Origin of the sequence: Candidatus Poriferisocius sp., from assembly GCF_965219815.1 — a bacterium.
Lineage (GTDB): Bacteria > Actinomycetota > Acidimicrobiia > Acidimicrobiales > Bin134 > Poriferisocius.
Map to the genome: position 1 here is coordinate 2,891,725 of NZ_OZ244791.1, position 15,193 is coordinate 2,906,917.

The following is a 15,193-nucleotide window of genomic DNA, read 5'->3' on the forward strand; positions in this document are numbered from 1 at the left end:
TCTCCCTAGCCGTAACCTGCCTGAGTGTCTTTGATCGCAGCGTGGGGGCTGACCAAGCGGTTCGGCGATTTCACTGCGGTCGACGGCATCAACTTCGAGGTCGAACGGGGCGAGGTGTTCGGCTTCCTGGGGCCCAACGGCGCGGGCAAGTCGTCCACCATGCGGATGATCGGCTGTGTGTCCGACCCCACCGGCGGGGCGCTGCGCATCTTGGGCATGGACCCTTCTCGTGAGGGCACCAAGATCCGCTCTCATCTTGGGGTGGTTCCCCAGCAAGACAATCTCGACGAAGAGTTGTCGGTGGCCGAGAACCTGTACGTGTACGGGCGCTACTTCGACCTTCCCCGCGCCGTGCTGCGCCCCCGCATCTCCGAGCTGCTGGAGTTTGTGCAGCTCAGCGAGCGGGCCGACGACCATGTGGAGCCGCTGTCGGGAGGCATGAAGCGTCGCCTCACCATCGCCCGGGCCCTGATCAGCGAGCCCGAGGTGCTGCTTTTGGACGAGCCCACCACTGGCCTCGACCCCCAAGCCCGCCATGTGGTGTGGGAGCGGCTGTGGACGCTGAAGCGCCAAGGGGTTACCCAGGTGCTCACCACCCACTACATGGACGAGGCCGAACAACTTTGCGACCGCCTCGTGGTGATGGATCGGGGCGAGATCGTGGCCGAGGGATCCCCTCGCCAGCTCATAGAGCGCTACTCCACCCGTGAGGTGGTGGAAGTACGCACCCACGGCCAGGTGACGGTGATGGCCGAGGCGTTGCGCCGGTTGGGCGAGAGCCCCGAGGCCCAGGCCAGGGAGGAGCTCTATGAACGGGTCGAGGAGCTGCCCGACCGTGTGCTGCTCTACACCGACCAGGGCGAACGGCTGGTTGCTTTACTCGGCGAGGTCAAGCACGAGAGCGTGCTAGTTCGCCGCAGCACGCTTGAGGACGTGTTCTTGCACCTCACCGGCCGCTCGCTGGTGGACTGATGGCCCGCGCCGCGGTGGTTCCCAGTACAAGGCTGGCGGTGGAGTACTGGCTATTGACTTATCGCCGCAACTGGAAGGGATCGATCCTCACCAGCTTCTTGAGCCCGGTCCTGTTCCTAGCGGCCATGGGCCTGGGCCTGGGTTCGCTGGTCGATGCCGAGGTCGGTTCCGGTCGAGACCTGGGCGGGCTTGATTACCTGGACTTCCTGGCCCCTGGGCTTTTGGCCGGCAACGCCATGATGCTGGCCGTCAACGAGTCCACCTATCCGGTGCTGGGCGGCTTCAAGTGGTACCGCACATATATGGCTATGGCCGCCTCCCCGCTGCGGGGCCGCGACATCCTGCTAGGCCACTTCGCCTATATGGCCTTCCGGGTGACGTTGGCCAGCTTCGTGTTCTTGGGGGTCATGGCCGTATTCGGGTCGGTGTCGTCGCCGCTGGCGGTGTTGGCCCCGTTCTGCGCCGCTCTGTGCGGCATGGCCTTTGCCACTCCCACCGCGGCCTTCGTCGCCACTCGGATCAACGCTGACAACTTCAGCACCTACACCCGATTCGTGATCATGCCCATGTTCTTGTTCTCGGGGATCTTCTATCCGGTATCCCAACTCCCCATCATGCTTGAGCAGCTCGCCTGGCTCACTCCGGTGTGGCACGGCGTGAGGCTGTGCCGGGCGCTGAGCACCGGCAGCGGGGTGAATTGGGAGTTGGCCGGGCATTTGGCCTATCTGGTGGCGCTAATACTTGCTGGCACGCTGGTGGCCAGCCGGACCTTTACCAAGAGGCTGTACGAATGAGCCTGGTTAGCCAGGGGCGTCGACCCAACCGGCTGGGATTGGCCACCGCGGCGGGCTTGCTGCCGTCACGGCGATTCGCCCGCGTCGTGGAGCGCAACATCACCGTTTACCGACGCACCTGGGTCACGTTGTTGTCCGGGTTCTTCGAGCCGGTCTTCTACCTGCTGTCCATCGGCATCGGCATCGGCGAGCTGGTGGGCGACGTGACCGTTGGAGGCCGCACCATCGACTACCGCACATTCGTGGCCCCGGGGCTGCTGGCCACCTCGGCCATGAATGGCACCTTCTACGACAGCACGATGAACATGTACTACAAGCTCACCTGGGCCAAGATCTACGACGCCGTGCTGGCCACCCCGGTGGGCGTGGTGGATTTGGCCCTGGGCGAGATGGGCTGGTCGGTGCTGCGGGCCACCCTGTACTCCGGCGGCTTCCTGGGCATAATGGCCGGGCTCGGCCTGGTGGACTCGTTCTGGGCCATCGCCGCATTGCCGGGGGCAACGCTCATCGGCTTCACGTTCGCCGCCCTGGGCATGGCCGCCACCAGCTACATGCGCAGCTGGAACGACCTCGATCTGGTAACCGTACCGCTCATCGTGCAGTTCCTGTTCTCAGCCACCTTCTTCCCGCTCGACACCTACCCCCGCGCCGTGCAATTCCTAGTGCAGGCCACCCCCCTCTACCATGGCGTCGCCATGGAGCGAGCCTTCATCGCCGGCGACATCAGCGTAGACTTGGTCGTCCACATCGCCTACCTCCTAGCCCTAGCCGCCGCCGGCGCGGCAATAGCCAGCCGCCGCCTCGGCCAGCTGCTCACACCGTGAGCAACTTACTTGTCAATTCGCATTGAATAGGTCAGAATTATGACCAATGGAATCGATACTGCCGTTTTCTGAAGCCAAGAGTCACCTATCGGAACTTGCCGACCGAGTTGAGCAGGAGCGCGACCGGATCATGGTGACTCGCAATGGGCGCCCGTCGTTCATGCTGGTCAACTGTGACTATCTCGAATCCTTGGAAGAGACCCTTGACATCATGAGGGATCCAGAACTGGTGGCCTCACTCCGCAAGTCACGGGCCGAAGCAGATGCGGGCCAGCGGATGCGGTTGCGCGACCACCTCAGGGACACCAGTGCATGAAGTCGACATCGCTCCAGAGGGGCACAGAGATTTAGGTCGTATACCAGACAAGGTTTATTGGGCGGCCATGGAGGCCATTTTCGGTCTGATTGCCGAGAACCCGCGCCAAGCGGGAAAACCGCTGCTCTGGGACTTTGAAGGCCTCTACTCGGCCCGCCGAGGCGACTACCGTATCATTTACGAGATCCTCGACTCCGAGAACACCGTGCTCATCCACCGCGTTGACCACCGCCGCAGTGCTTGCCGGCCGCGCTGACACCCAAGCGGTTTGGGCGAACCTCAGGAAATCCATTGCACTTCCTCGCCGTCTAGACGTAGGATAGGCGTATGCCGAGGATGCAGGTTTACCTGCCCATAGAGCTGCACGAAGAGGTCAAAGCCCGCGAGCTGCCTGCTTCCGAGCTTCTGCAAGATGCGATTCGAGCCGAACTGAGACGTCAAGAATTGCTCGATGAGACCGATCGCTATCTAGCCGAGCTGATCGCAGAAGCAGGTTCGCCGACTGAAGAGGAGATGGCCAGGGCGGAGGCACTCGTGGCCCGCATCCAAAGAGAGTGCCAGATCAAGCCTGTTGCGCCGAGACCGCTTGATGCCCCGGCTCATTCTTGACTCCGGGGGCGTAAGCCGTCTGGCCCGCCGAAGGTCTGACTCCGTTGGCTTGATAAGCGCCTTCCAGTCCAGTGGCTTGTGGCCTCCAACCGTCCCCACCGTGGTTCTCGCCGAGTCGCTCTCAGGACATCCCCGAACTGATGTGCCCGTCAGCCGCCTTATCAAGCTCTGCGAGGTCGACGAGCGAGTGCCCCGGTCGGCGGCGAGACGAGCAGGCGAGCTCCGTGCTCTGGCCAAGCGAGGGTCGGCGGTCGACGCCATCGTGGTCGCCCTCGCCGAGCCTGGCGGTGCGGTGCTCACCGGTGACCTTGCCGACATGCGGGCCCTAGCCGCCCACGCCGACAACGTCCACGTCTACCGCGTGTGATCCCGACGACAAGCAGTCCCCTCTAGCCGGGCTGGCGGATGATGGCTCCGGGCTCTATACCGGAGTCGGGGCCGATGCCGTCGAGTTTGAGGGTCATGAGCATGTGGAACTCGTCTCCATCGTCGCCGCTATCGCCTTGCACGGTGTGGTCGATGGAGACGACCGATGTGGAGATTGATTGATCACCGACATCAACCACAAGGGCGTCGCCCACTTGGACTCGGCCGGCGGTGGGTCGGCCGATTACGAAGAAATCCTCGGCGGACATGGCCTCGGTGCGGACCACCTCTAGGCAGAACAGCTCCTTGCTGCGGCGCCACCGCTTGAAGAACGTCCGCCAGTTGCGGGGCTGGTCATCCCACTCCCCTTCTACGATGCCCGGCGAGTTGCTCACAATTGGCAAACTAGTGCAATGAGCGACCGCTACACCATCATCTCGGCTGACTGCCATGCCGGCGCCAACCACGAGACCTACCGCGGATTTCTCGAGTCGAAGTACCACGACGATTTCGACGCCTGGCGGGAGAAGTACCGCAATCCGTTCCGCGACCTCCAAGACGGGGGCCGGGTGCGCAACTGGGACAACGAGCGCCGTCTGGGCGACCTGTACGCCGACGGACAGGTGGGCGAGGTGGTGTTCCCCAATACCGTGCCCCCTTTCTTCCCCAGCTTCATCTTGTTCGCCCGCCCGCCCCGAGCCGATCAGCTTGAGCACCGCCTGGCCGGCATCCGGGCCCACAACCGCTGGCTGGCCGACTGGTGCGCTCAGTACCCCGACCAGCGGGCCGGGATCGGCCAGACCTTCTTGAACGATGTGGACGAGGCCATCAAAGACGTGGAGTTCATCGCGGCCAACAACCTGCGTGGTGGTGTACTCATTTCCGCCATCCCGCCCGACTGCAAAGACCTCTCCCCCCTGTACGACCCGGCGTACGACCCGTTCTGGGCCGCCTGTGAAGACCTCGGCGTGATCGTGAACAGCCACGGCGGCACCGGCGTGCCCAACTACGGCAAGTACTCGGTGGCCGACCTGCTGTTCATCACCGAGGTGAGCTTCTACTCCCACCGGCCCTTCTACCAGCTTTTGCTGTCGGGGGTGTTCGAGCGCTTCCCCAGGCTCAAATTCGTGATGACCGAGCAAGGCTGCGCCTGGCTGTTGGGGGCTCTGGCGCACATGGACGAGACCCTGGCCAAGATCCGCGACACCGGCCGCATGGGCGAGATGCGCTACGACGAGAGCCACATCCTGCCCAAGAGCGCCACCGAGTACTTTCAGCAGAACTGCTGGGTGGGCATCAGCCAGCCCGGCCACGACGACGCCGCCGCCCGCGAGGTGCTGGGAACGCACAAGGTGATGTGGGGGTCCGACTACCCCCACAACGAGGGCACCGGGCCCTATACCCGCGAGCACCTGCGCCAGGTGTTCTGCGACACCGACCCGGTGGAGCTCCAGCAGATTCTGGCCGGCAACGCCGCCGACCTGTACGGGTTCGACCTCGACGCCCTGGCCCCGCTAGCCGCCCAGCATGGCCCGACCCACGACGAGATCGCCGTTCCCCTCGACGAACTCCCTGACGAGCCCAACGAGGCTCTGCTCAAAAACGCCGTCGCGGCCTGACAGGGCTGGTCGACAACAGAGCTAGCCGCATTGGCCTGATCCACACGCGTCCTTCGGCAAGCCCAAGAGAGCCAGAGGGAACCAAAGACCATCACTGGGCGTCGTTGCCAAGTGATGAAGACTATCCCTTGGATGGCTTCGGGAGTTTCAGAGGGCAGCCAGCCGATTTGGCATGGGCCCACGACAACTGGCGAAATTCCGCGGCTGACGAGCTTCGACGACCTGTACCGAGACGAATACGGGCCGATGGTGCGCCTCGCCCGAGGGTTGGTGGATGTGCAGGAAATCGCAGAAGAGATCGTCCAAGACGCCTTTGCCAGGGTGTACGAGCGCTGGAGCCGGCTCGACCACCCCGGCGGCTACCTGCGTACCGCGGTGGTAAACGGCGCCCGCAGTGAGCTGAGGAAGCGAGAAGTAAGGCGGCGGATTGGCCTTCGGCCGTTCATTCCCCCCCAGCCTGAGGATCAGGACTACCTGCTGGATGCCCTCGACCAGCTCTCACCCCGTCAGAAGACCGTCCTTGTCTTGAAGTTCTACGCCGATATGACCGAAAAAGAGATCGCCCAGGCCATGGGGGTGCGGCCGGGCACGGTGAAAAGCGCCACCTCCCGAGGATTGGCCGAACTGCGAAAGGTGGTGGATCAATGAGCGACGAGCGCCGCAACCCTGAGAACCCGACTACCGCCGACAATCAGGCCCTCGGCGAGGCCTTGGGCTCCGCCATCCGAGGACGTGTCGATGCCCCGGCTGCCCGGCCACCGGTGTCATCGATCGCCGAGCGGGCCGCCGCCCGGGCCAAGGCCCGCAACACACGGATGGCCGTTGTGGGCATCGCCGCTTCGGTTGCCCTGATAGCGGGCGGAATCACCGCCTGGAACGCCTTGGAGGATGATCAACCAACCCAGGTCATCGTGGTCGATGATCCCACTGCCTCCCCTGTGCCCGAGCCGAGTGCAGAACCGACCCCGGCACCAGCCTCGGAAACTCCGAATGAGCCAGAAGACGCGCCCCAGACTGATCCTGAGGTTGGCTCCGAACCCAAAACGCCGGAGAGCCTGTCCACCATCCCAGCGGTCGCCTGGACAGAGTTCCAGCCAGCCCAGGTTTTCGGTGCGGGCTTGCCCGACGCCCACCACATTTTGTCTGTAGGTGACGGTCGGATGCTGGCCCAGGCCTACGGCCCCGACGGCAACCAGGTCATGGTGACTGAGAACGGCCGCGACTGGACGGTGATTCCCATGCCAGCAGACTTCACACCCGAGAGATTCGACATAGCTGGGGATCGCTGGCTGGTAACTGGTTCGAGATTCAACGAAACCAGCTTCGAGACCCACGCGTTCTTCTCTGACGACCGAGGAACCACGTGGACTGATCTAGCCCTCGACATTGTTGACCCCGACGAGACCTCCCGTGTCGAAGCCGCAGCGGTGTCCGGGCAGAACATGGTGCTGGCGGTCGAGAGCCGCGTCCACGTTGACATCGCCGCGGTAATCGTGGCTCGTGGCCTGGTGCCCGACAAAGAGTCGATAAAGGGCTGGACGGGCGTGGAAGGCAACACGGTCAGCTTCACCCGAGACGAATCGTCGCCGCCCGAGTCGTTTGAGCTGACCGCCGAGGAGGAGGATTTCCTCTACGGAGGCGATCGGAGCTTTGTCCGCATCTTCCACAGCAACGGAGGACCTGCGGAACTCGTGGCCGAGTATTCGGGCTGGGATGTTGCCGGTTACGGCGCGACCAATGGCTTCCACCTTTTGATGCTGGCCGACGGGGGGGCGTTGGAACTCACCTCCCCAGATGGCCGCCAATGGAGCCAATCTCCTTTGTCCACTGGTGATGGATCTCCCGTCGACCGCCTCTCCAACTACTACGGGTCGACCAATGAGACGGTCTGGACATCGGGTGGAGCAGCAGCCGAGTACCGAGTCGAGCGTCTCAATGGCGTGTACACCACCCCCCTGGCGGCTGAGCTTCCGGAAGGCATTGCCCATGTGAATCGTTTCTCGGTCGGCCCTTCGGGCATTGCCATGGTGGCGGTGCCCGGAAGCTTCCCCGACGCTGACCTCGAGTTGGACTTGCGGGTCGCCAAAGACGGTTACGAACTGCGCTACGCCGAACCCGAGGGCGGATTCACCCTGTGGGACTTGACCGAGGACGCAGCCGTCTACGTGTTCGATGCCGAGGGCGAGCAGAGCAACATGCTCCCTGAGGGCATCCAGGTCGTGGAGGGCGGCGACGGCACTCCCGAACTGCTGGTCTTTGAGGATCCGGAGACCGGCGAACACCTTGTGTCGTTCACCAGGGAAGAACTGGAACCTTGGGCGAACCCTGAGAGCTTCTTGGCCGCCCCAGACATCAGACCCCAGCGGGTTGAAGCGTGGGTGGGATGGTCGGCCGACGGCACCAACTGGGTGTGGCAGACCCTTTCCGAAGCCTTTGGCCTGACTGGCCTTTCCGATGTTGAGAAAGAGCTCACCAACGTGGAACTGGCCGTGGGCCGCGACTTCGTGATCGCCCGTGTCCAGCCCAACCAAGTCGATCCCTCAGATACCCCCGGCGACGACAGCCTCATGGTCACCGGCGAACCCACCCGCTGGTTCATCGCCACCTTGCAGTGACGACGAACTCGTCCTCCACCTCAAACAGGACGGTGGAACTGCTGTAGGCGGTTGGTGCGTCCCCTCCGCACCAACCGCCCACAGCACCACTCGCAAGCCCCGCTGGCTGGCCGCCACTTAGACTCGGCGCATGATCATCGATGTGGATACCCACTGGGAGATCACGGGAGACTCGGCCGAGGTCGACCCCATGAAGCCGTGGACGGATCAGATTCCCGACAATCGGACGCATCTGGCTAACGCCATCGCTGGCGACCTGCTCCAGGTTCTTCCCGCCGATCGCCTGCCAAGCCCAGCGGAACTCCTGCCCAAGCTGTTCGAGCGGGCCAATAACTCGGGCGGACCGGTCATACTCCACCCCCGCCATGACTCCACTGCGGCCGAGCGGGTGGCTTGGATGGACTCGGTGGGCATCGACCACTGCCTGGTAAACCCTGGCGGTTACTGGCAGAAGCTCGACTACCTGCGGCCCGACGATCGGGTCATCGCCGCCCAGAGGTGCAACGACTTCCTCACCGAACAGCTTTGGGACCAGCGCGACCGGCTCCACTCGGTGGCCACTATCGACTTCTCAGACTTGGACGATGCGGTGACTGAGTTGGAGCGGTGCCGGGAGCGGGGGGCCCGGGCGTTCTTCCTCTACACCTGCCGGGGCGCTCCCGCAGGAGGCCCGCCCGGTCATCCCGACTGGGACAAGGTGTGGGCGGCGGCCACCTCCTTGGGCATGGTGGCGGTGATACACGTGGGCAACACCGAGTCGGACTTCTCGAAGTGGGCCGACATCGGCTGGGACCTGCCCGGCGGGGCCAGCATCGGCGGGCTGATCCGTCTGGCCAACACCCAGCGGCTCCATGCCGCTCAGAACCTCATCGCCAGCATGCTGTTCGGCGGGGTGTTCCACCGGTTCCCCAACCTCACCGTGCTGGTGGAGGAGATGCGCGCCGGGTGGCTGCCCTGGTATGTGGCCACGCTGTCGCGCCAGTGCCTGTCATCGCCGTCTTTGGGCGATTGGCCGTGGCCGGTCAGCGGTGAGGAGATGCTGCACCGCAACCTGAGGCTCACTCCCCTGCCCGGCTTCGGCGACACCGACGCCCTCGACGTGCTGGCCGCGCTGCCCGACATGGTGGTGTTCTCCTCCGACTACCCCCACCAGGAGGGCAACGCCGACCCGATCGAGCTGTACCAGCCAGCGCTTGATGGTCTCGACGACGGGGTGAGGACCGCGTTCATGGGAGCGACCAGCGCCGAGTGTTTCGCCCGTATCGGCGATCCGCTGCCCGCGGTGGGCTGAGAACTCAGCGCCCCACGGGCTGCATGTAGAAAGTGATGCCGCTGGGGGCCTCTTGCTCGGTGAGGGCGTCGCGGGCGGCAGCCAAGGTCTTGCCCGCCTCAGTCTCCTCGTAGAACCAGGCTTCGGCCTGCCGTGCCCCCGGGGGCGGGCCGCCGGCCAACTCCAGGGCGGCCTCCTGGTAGTAGGCCCGGATGTCGTGGGCGATCGCGATGGTGTCCAACCGGGGCCCGTACACCTCTTTCCAGTGTTCTCCGGCCGCCACCCGCTCGAGATCGGCCAGTGCTGCGGCCACGCCGTCGGCATCGACAGCACGGCCCACCTCGGTTGCGCCCCGCCGAACCACCGCCCGGTCGTAGGCGGCCCGCAGACCCTGGGCCTCATCGATAGACGGCGCGATATCAGGGTCGTAGCGGGGTGGCAGCGCACAGGCCAGAGGCGTCTCTACCGCTTCCACTACTTCGGGATAGTCCACTAGCACTGGGCCAGAGGGGGCGTTGAGCAAGTCGAATGCTGCGGCAAGCACGCGGTGTTGGAATTGGGCGTTGTCGGGCATGCCCAACGGGCGGCCCAGGGGAAACTCGCAGTAAAGCACCCTGGGAACGTTCATTCGCTCAGCCACCGGTCGCATCGACGCCAGCACCACGGCGGCGATCCCGGCGTCTTCCAGCACGTGGGCCAGCACACACACGGTGCGCGTGCACAGCGGTCAAACTGGGGTCAAGATGGCTATATCCACCCCGTCGGCCCGCAGCTCAGCCGCCGCAGCGGGTCCGGTATCAAGACGCACCTCTGAAACCGTGTCGGGCTGGTTGCCGGCGAAAGCCACATGCCGGGGTGCCACTGCCCCGATGGTTCCGTCAACGGCCAATTCCTCCAACCGGTCGATGGGATACACCACGTTGTGATCGGACACATACGCAGCCCGGTCGAAGTTCGAGCTCCAATGGCCCAAGATCAGCTCCCGGTCACCCCGGTCGAGCATCCGATAGCTGGTATCCCCACGACCCTCGAAGCGTTCCTGATCAGCCCGGTGCAATCCAGCACTGGTCACAATGGCCACCGTGGCCTCGCTGAGCGGCGGCGGCGACGCCCACGGTGTGGACTCGAATTCTGGCACGGGCAAGTTGGCCATCATGTCGCGCATCACTTGGTCACTGGACATGGGCCTACTCTCCCACAGCCCGGCTTTATCAATCGGATTGAAGTGGGAACGATCTCTGGCGCAGCTCCGCGTACCGGGCTCTGACCTCATCGCCTGCGATACCGGAAGGAGGTTCCACCTGCTCTCCCCTCCCCAGCGGCCATTCGGCGGCAACCTCAGCCGGGTGGCGGTTAGTGGCAACTGCCGCGGCCTGCACCGCCGCTCCCACCGCCACGGTTTCATCGTCGTCGGGCACGGTGACCGACTCGCCGTGAAGGGTGGCGGCTCTCAGTCGGTAGGCCTTCGAGCGAGCCCCGCCTCCGATGAGGTGCAACGTGCCGCCTACGTCCACCCCGGCGGCCCGCAGAGCGTCGAGACCATCGAACAACCCGCAAAGCACCCCATCATGGGCGGCCAGAGCCAACTCCTCGCGGGTGGTGTCGTTTCGCAGTCCGGCAACTAGTCCGGTGGCGTCTGGCAAATCGGGGGTGCGCTCCCCATCGAAGTAGGGCACCAGAATCGGGGGGTTCGGGCCGCTGGGCGCAGCCAAAGCCAGCTCGGCCAGGCCAGCAGCGTCCACCCCGAGCCATTGGGCCACCGTGTCGGTGACCCGGGTGGCGTTGAGAGTACACACCAGGGGCAGGAAGCCGCCGGCAGCGTCGGCGAATCCGGCCACTGCTCCCGACGGGTCGCTGGTCGGTGTGCGGGACACCGAGTAGGCCGTTCCAGAGGTGCCCAGGGAGATAACCGCGTCGCCTGGCTTCAACCCCAGTCCGAGGGCCGCCCCCATGTTGTCGCCGGTGCCGGGGCCGACCAAAACCGACTCGGGCAGTCCCAGTGCGGCGGCCGCGTCCGGGGTGATCGCCCCAGCAGCGGTGTCGGGGGCCAGCACTCGGGGCAGGCGTGTCAGCCAGTTATCCGGGTCACCCACCGCTAATCCCAAGAGATCATCAGCCAGTTCGTTTCTGGCGGGATCGAACCACCCGGTGCCCGAGGCGTCACCACGGTCGGTGACATGGGCGCCGGTCAGCCTCCAGGTGATCCAGTCGTGGGGCAGCATGATCTGAGCGATCCGGTCGCCCAGCTCGGGCTCGTGTTCCAATACCCAGGCCAGCTTGGCGATGGTGAAAGATGCCAGCGGCACCGACCCGCAGCGCTCGGCCCACTGCTCTGCGCTGTGACGAGCCACCAGATCTCGGGCCTGCGGTGCGGAAGTCGTGTCGTTCCACAGTTTGGCCGGGCGCAAGACCGTTCCATCCTCGTCTACCAGCACCAGTCCGTGCTGCTGTCCGGCCACACTCATTGCTGCCACGTTGGACCTGTTGGCATCGGTGAGTTGGGCAAAGCAGGCCGTCAGCGCCTCCCACCAGGTTCCCGGTTCCTGCTCGCTCACTGGTGGTTCCCAGCATGCGTGGGTGTGTGGGGCGCTGGTCCGGTCCACCAGCCGACCCGAGTCGATTTCTCGCAATTCGACCTTGGTGGACTGGGTGGAGGAGTCCACCCCGGCCACCAGCGCGCGGTTTGCCATCAGTTCGGCGTGGACCAGATGATGCGGTTTACTTCATTCTCCAACCGCTCCTGACGCCCTGACACCGGCTGGGGGTCGAGCCCGTCGGCCACCGCTTGATCGCCCAACGCGGCCAGGTCCACCTCGCCCTTCATGATTTCCGCGCCCAGACCCGAGTCCCATTTGCCGTAGCGGTCGGACCGGGCCTGCTCGATGGCGCCGTCGGCCAGCATGGCTTCGGCCACCAGCAGGGAGCGGGCCAGCGTGTCGATGCCGCCGATGTGACCCCAGAACAGGTCGTCTCGGGCCATGCTCTGGCGCCGGAGCTTGGTGTCGAAGTTGAACCCGCCGGTGGTGAACCCCCCGCCTCGTAAGATCTCGTAGAGAGCCAAGGACAGTTCGTCCACCGAGTTGGGGAACTGGTCGGTGTCCCACCCGTTCTGAGGATCGCCCCGGTTGGCGTCCACGCTGCCGAAGATGCCGTTGTCCACCGCATAGGCCACCTCATGGTGGAAGGAGTGGCCCGACAAGGTGGCGTGGTTCACCTCGATGTTCACCTTGAACTCATCGACGAGGCCGTAGCGGTCTAAGAAACCGTGAACCGAGGCGCAGTCGTAGTCGTACTGGTGTTTGGTGGGCTCCTGGGGCTTTGGCTCGATGAGCAGCGTGCCGGTGAAGCCGATCTTGTGCTTGTGCTCGGCCACCAGGGTCAAGAAGCGGGCGAGTTGGTCGGCCTCTTGGCGCAGACGGGTGTTGAGCAGTGTCTCGTAGCCCTCGCGCCCGCCCCACAGCACGTAGTTGGCCCCGTCGAGGCGGTGAGTGGCCTCGAGCATGTGTCGCACTTGGGCCGCAGCGTGAGTGAACACATCCGGGTCAGGGTTGGTGGCCGCCCCGGCGGCGTAGCGGGGGTGGGAGAACAGGTTGGCCGTGCCCCACAGCAGCCGCACGCCGGTGGCCTCCATCTTGGCGGCTGCCCGCTCCACCATGGCATCCAAGTTGGCCCGGCTCTCACCCAGGGACTCCCCCTCTGGGGCCATGTCTACGTCGTGGAAGCAGTAGAACGGCGTGCCCAGCTTCTCGAAGAACTCGAAGGCGGCATCCTGCTTGGCCCGGGCGGCGGCCATCGGGTCTTGGTCGGGCTCCAGCCAGGGGCGGTCGAACGTGCCGTGCCCGAAGATGTCGCTTCCCGGCCAGTTGAAACTGTGCCAGTAGCACACCGCAATCCTGAGGTGGTCCTCCATGCGCCGCCCCATCACCACCCGATCGGGGTCGTACACCCGGTAAGCCAACTGGCCGAGACCCGCGCGACTTCCGGCATGCGCCACCGGCTCGGGAACAGTGTCGAAGAAATCAGTCATGGTGAGCCTCCGTCATAGCGTGCTCTTGCTATGAGCCGATTTTAAGGACCGCCCACCCATGTCGGCTTAAGGCAGGTACGTTCTCGATGTGGATGTATCCCCGGATGAGGGCCAGGCCGATAGCCCGGCCAAGGTCCGACATAGTCGCTGGAAGTCATTAGCCCCCATCGCGGCACTCGCCCTACTCGCCGCCGGTTTCGGCACTTGGCAGCTGTTGGACCGCAGCGGACCGGACAACGAGGTCCACGTCACCGGACCAGAGATCGCCTCTACGGGGCCGGTGCTTGAATGGACCGAGTTCGACCCGGGCTTCGACGAGACCGAGGCTTTTGGGCTTCTCCAATCACTGGGTGACGGGCGAACCCTTTTCAGGCTCTTCGACCTAAACGACAACAGCCTCCAATTTCTGATAACCGTGAATGGCTCAGACTGGACTCCGGTGCCCATGCCGGAGGGATTCCTTCCCTTGGCCGTCGATTTCTCAGGACCACGCTGGCTGGTGGCGGGCCTGGATGATATCCAGGCGTTGGACGGGGTTGATGAGTGGGGCGTGGACGAAACCGGTTCGGTGGTAGTCCCCCGTGAACGGATCTTCTATTCCGATGACGAAGGTGCCAATTGGACTGAACTGGGGATCGACTTCACCTCCAGGTCTTCAGGGGGCTCCGGAGAGGCAACTGGCCCTAGAGGGATTCGGCTGATCAGAACCGCTTTGGCATCGGGAGACAACATGGTCGTGGTAACAGTCGAAGAAGTCCAGAACGAAGAACCGGCGTCTGGCCAAGTCGATGGTCAGGACGAACGCGGTCGATCTCTGATCTACGCCAGCGACGGCGGAGATTTTGAACTTGTTGCCGAATATGGCGGCTGGGTCCACCACGGCGTCACCGGTGCGAGCTACAGCACTCCTGCTGGCTTCCATCTCCAACTCTACGTTGAGGGTGGAACCGATCAGGAGCGAGGTCGGCTTTCGACGCTCACTTCCCCCGATGGCCGCATTTGGAGTGAGAGCGAGTCGGCTGCTGTCCTCTTCACCTTCAAGGCGCTTGGCCCCGACGGATCTCTGTGGACGACGGTCTGGCTGGGTGCCGGGTACGGCCTGCACCGATTCGATCGTGAGGGGACTCTGACCACCGAGGTGGCTTTCGATAACTTGATCCCGTTCCGGGTAGCCGCAGGGCCGGCAGGCTTCGTCGTGAACGCGATGACCAGTCCCGGCACCGACCTCTTCACCCTCCCAAACAAGCGAATTGCCAAAGGCGGCTACGAACTACGGCTCAACGAGCCCGAGGGAGGCTTCACCCTTTGGGATCTGTCGGCAGACGTCGCGGTCTATGAGTGCCAGCGTGAAGTTCTCTGGGCGCAGGGCATGGGCCCGGATGAGGAAGCTGTTTGCGAGTTCACCTATCCAGGGCACGACAACGCTGACATGGACGCGGTCGTGCTGGTGTTTGAAGATCAGCAAACCGGTGACCGATTGGTGTCGTTCACTCGCAGAGAACTGCTCCCCACTTTCCCATTGTGGTTGATTACCGGGTTGGATGTTGATGGCGCTGAACACCAGCAATGGCTGGCGTGGTCGACCGACGGTGTCGAGTGGGGGTGGCAAACTACCGCCGATGCATTTCCGATCGATCCATCCGAGGCCAACGACGCGATGGTCGAGCTTGCCGTCGGCGATGGGTCCGTGCTCGCTCGAGTGCAACAGATGGACGACTCTCCCCCTTACTACTCATCGATACGATGGTTTATCGCCCAAGTGCCGTAGCACCGCGATCGCG

17 protein-coding genes are annotated in these 15,193 nt (G+C 64.2%); 12 read left to right on the top strand and 5 right to left on the bottom strand.

The window, feature by feature from the left end:
• Positions 1-24 precede the first annotated feature (24 nt).
• From ACOQPI_RS13885 to ACOQPI_RS13915, 7 genes are all read left to right on the top strand, one after another.
• Positions 25-972 carry an ABC transporter ATP-binding protein gene (locus ACOQPI_RS13885; protein WP_420620216.1) on the top strand — a complete coding sequence of 316 codons (948 nt, stop codon included), beginning with the start codon at positions 25-27 and terminating at the stop codon, positions 970-972.
• The gene (locus ACOQPI_RS13890; RefSeq protein ID WP_420620217.1) at positions 972-1,766 is read left to right on the top strand and encodes an ABC transporter permease; all 795 of its coding nucleotides are present in this window, start codon (positions 972-974) and stop codon (positions 1,764-1,766) included. The genes ACOQPI_RS13885 and ACOQPI_RS13890 overlap by 1 nt, the downstream gene beginning before the upstream one ends.
• Positions 1,763-2,590, top strand: coding sequence for an ABC transporter permease (locus ACOQPI_RS13895; protein WP_420620218.1), 828 nt, complete (start codon positions 1,763-1,765; stop codon positions 2,588-2,590). Before ACOQPI_RS13890 ends, ACOQPI_RS13895 begins: the two co-directional genes overlap by 4 nt.
• A 46-nt stretch (positions 2,591-2,636) precedes the next feature.
• Positions 2,637-2,906 (top strand): type II toxin-antitoxin system Phd/YefM family antitoxin, encoded by a 270-nt coding sequence (locus ACOQPI_RS13900; protein WP_420620219.1) that lies wholly within the window; start codon positions 2,637-2,639, stop codon positions 2,904-2,906.
• Positions 2,899-3,162, top strand: a complete 264-nt coding sequence (locus ACOQPI_RS13905; RefSeq protein ID WP_420620220.1) for a type II toxin-antitoxin system RelE family toxin — start codon at positions 2,899-2,901, stop codon at positions 3,160-3,162. The genes ACOQPI_RS13900 and ACOQPI_RS13905 overlap by 8 nt, the downstream gene beginning before the upstream one ends.
• A 71-nt stretch (positions 3,163-3,233) precedes the next feature.
• Complete coding sequence (locus ACOQPI_RS13910; protein ID WP_420620221.1) at positions 3,234-3,515, top strand: hypothetical protein; 282 nt, start codon at positions 3,234-3,236, stop codon at positions 3,513-3,515.
• A 100-nt stretch (positions 3,516-3,615) separates the two neighbouring features.
• Positions 3,616-3,882 carry a hypothetical protein gene (locus ACOQPI_RS13915; protein WP_420620222.1) on the top strand — a complete coding sequence of 89 codons (267 nt, stop codon included), beginning with the start codon at positions 3,616-3,618 and terminating at the stop codon, positions 3,880-3,882.
• Between the two features lie 22 nt (positions 3,883-3,904).
• Here the strand turns inward: ACOQPI_RS13915 and ACOQPI_RS13920 are convergent, their stop codons facing one another.
• A complete protein-coding gene (locus tag ACOQPI_RS13920) occupies positions 3,905-4,276 on the bottom strand; it encodes a hypothetical protein (protein ID WP_420620223.1) in 372 nt (123 codons plus the stop codon).
• Positions 4,277-4,294: 18 nt separating this feature from the next.
• Here ACOQPI_RS13920 and ACOQPI_RS13925 point away from each other — a divergent pair, with 18 nt between their 5' ends.
• From ACOQPI_RS13925 to ACOQPI_RS13940, 4 genes are all read left to right on the top strand, one after another.
• Complete coding sequence (locus ACOQPI_RS13925) at positions 4,295-5,500, top strand: amidohydrolase family protein (protein WP_420620224.1); 1,206 nt, start codon at positions 4,295-4,297, stop codon at positions 5,498-5,500.
• 132 nt (positions 5,501-5,632) lie between these two features.
• Positions 5,633-6,148 (top strand): SigE family RNA polymerase sigma factor, encoded by a 516-nt coding sequence (locus tag ACOQPI_RS13930; RefSeq protein ID WP_420620225.1) that lies wholly within the window; start codon positions 5,633-5,635, stop codon positions 6,146-6,148.
• Complete coding sequence (locus tag ACOQPI_RS13935; RefSeq protein ID WP_420620226.1) at positions 6,145-8,115, top strand: hypothetical protein; 1,971 nt, start codon at positions 6,145-6,147, stop codon at positions 8,113-8,115. Before ACOQPI_RS13930 ends, ACOQPI_RS13935 begins: the two co-directional genes overlap by 4 nt.
• Before the next feature lie 130 nt (positions 8,116-8,245).
• Positions 8,246-9,406: an amidohydrolase family protein gene (locus tag ACOQPI_RS13940; RefSeq protein ID WP_420620227.1), complete on the top strand. Its 1,161-nt coding sequence runs from the start codon at positions 8,246-8,248 to the stop codon at positions 9,404-9,406.
• A 4-nt stretch (positions 9,407-9,410) separates the two neighbouring features.
• On the opposite strand, the gene ACOQPI_RS13945 is transcribed toward ACOQPI_RS13940, so the two are convergent.
• Genes ACOQPI_RS13945 through xylA form a run of 4 tightly spaced genes read right to left on the bottom strand, consistent with a single transcriptional unit; the run spans position 9,411 to position 13,412 of the window.
• A complete protein-coding gene (locus ACOQPI_RS13945; protein WP_420620228.1) occupies positions 9,411-10,094 on the bottom strand; it encodes a hypothetical protein in 684 nt (227 codons plus the stop codon).
• An 18-nt stretch (positions 10,095-10,112) separates the two neighbouring features.
• The gene (locus ACOQPI_RS13950) at positions 10,113-10,568 is read right to left on the bottom strand and encodes a glycine/sarcosine/betaine reductase selenoprotein B family protein (RefSeq protein ID WP_420620229.1); all 456 of its coding nucleotides are present in this window, start codon (positions 10,566-10,568) and stop codon (positions 10,113-10,115) included.
• 28 nt (positions 10,569-10,596) lie between these two features.
• Complete coding sequence (gene xylB / locus ACOQPI_RS13955; protein ID WP_420620230.1) at positions 10,597-12,075, bottom strand: xylulokinase; 1,479 nt, start codon at positions 12,073-12,075, stop codon at positions 10,597-10,599.
• Positions 12,075-13,412 (bottom strand): xylose isomerase, encoded by a 1,338-nt coding sequence (gene xylA / locus ACOQPI_RS13960; protein WP_420620231.1) that lies wholly within the window; start codon positions 13,410-13,412, stop codon positions 12,075-12,077. The genes xylB and xylA overlap by 1 nt, the downstream gene beginning before the upstream one ends.
• A gap of 88 nt (positions 13,413-13,500) precedes the next feature.
• Between xylA and ACOQPI_RS13965 the strand changes: the two genes are divergently transcribed.
• Positions 13,501-15,180, top strand: a complete 1,680-nt coding sequence (locus ACOQPI_RS13965; protein ID WP_420620232.1) for a hypothetical protein — start codon at positions 13,501-13,503, stop codon at positions 15,178-15,180.
• Positions 15,181-15,193 lie beyond the last annotated feature (13 nt).

Excerpts from the sequence above, each read along its gene's own strand:
- ACOQPI_RS13890 (WP_420620217.1), top strand. The coding sequence starts at position 972 with ATGGCCCGCGCCGCGGTGGTTCCCAGTACAAGGCTGGCGGTGGAGTAC.
- ACOQPI_RS13895 (WP_420620218.1), top strand. The coding sequence starts at position 1,763 with ATGAGCCTGGTTAGCCAGGGGCGTCGACCCAACCGGCTGGGATTGGCC.
- ACOQPI_RS13900 (WP_420620219.1), top strand. The coding sequence starts at position 2,637 with ATGGAATCGATACTGCCGTTTTCTGAAGCCAAGAGTCACCTATCGGAA.
- ACOQPI_RS13910 (WP_420620221.1), top strand. The coding sequence starts at position 3,234 with ATGCCGAGGATGCAGGTTTACCTGCCCATAGAGCTGCACGAAGAGGTC.
- ACOQPI_RS13925 (WP_420620224.1), top strand. The coding sequence starts at position 4,295 with ATGAGCGACCGCTACACCATCATCTCGGCTGACTGCCATGCCGGCGCC.
- ACOQPI_RS13930 (WP_420620225.1), top strand. The coding sequence starts at position 5,633 with ATGGCTTCGGGAGTTTCAGAGGGCAGCCAGCCGATTTGGCATGGGCCC.
- ACOQPI_RS13935 (WP_420620226.1), top strand. The coding sequence starts at position 6,145 with ATGAGCGACGAGCGCCGCAACCCTGAGAACCCGACTACCGCCGACAAT.
- ACOQPI_RS13940 (WP_420620227.1), top strand. The coding sequence starts at position 8,246 with ATGATCATCGATGTGGATACCCACTGGGAGATCACGGGAGACTCGGCC.
- ACOQPI_RS13950 (WP_420620229.1), bottom strand. The coding sequence starts at position 10,568 with ATGTCCAGTGACCAAGTGATGCGCGACATGATGGCCAACTTGCCCGTG.
- xylB (WP_420620230.1), bottom strand. The coding sequence starts at position 12,075 with ATGGCAAACCGCGCGCTGGTGGCCGGGGTGGACTCCTCCACCCAGTCC.
- xylA (WP_420620231.1), bottom strand. The coding sequence starts at position 13,412 with ATGACTGATTTCTTCGACACTGTTCCCGAGCCGGTGGCGCATGCCGGA.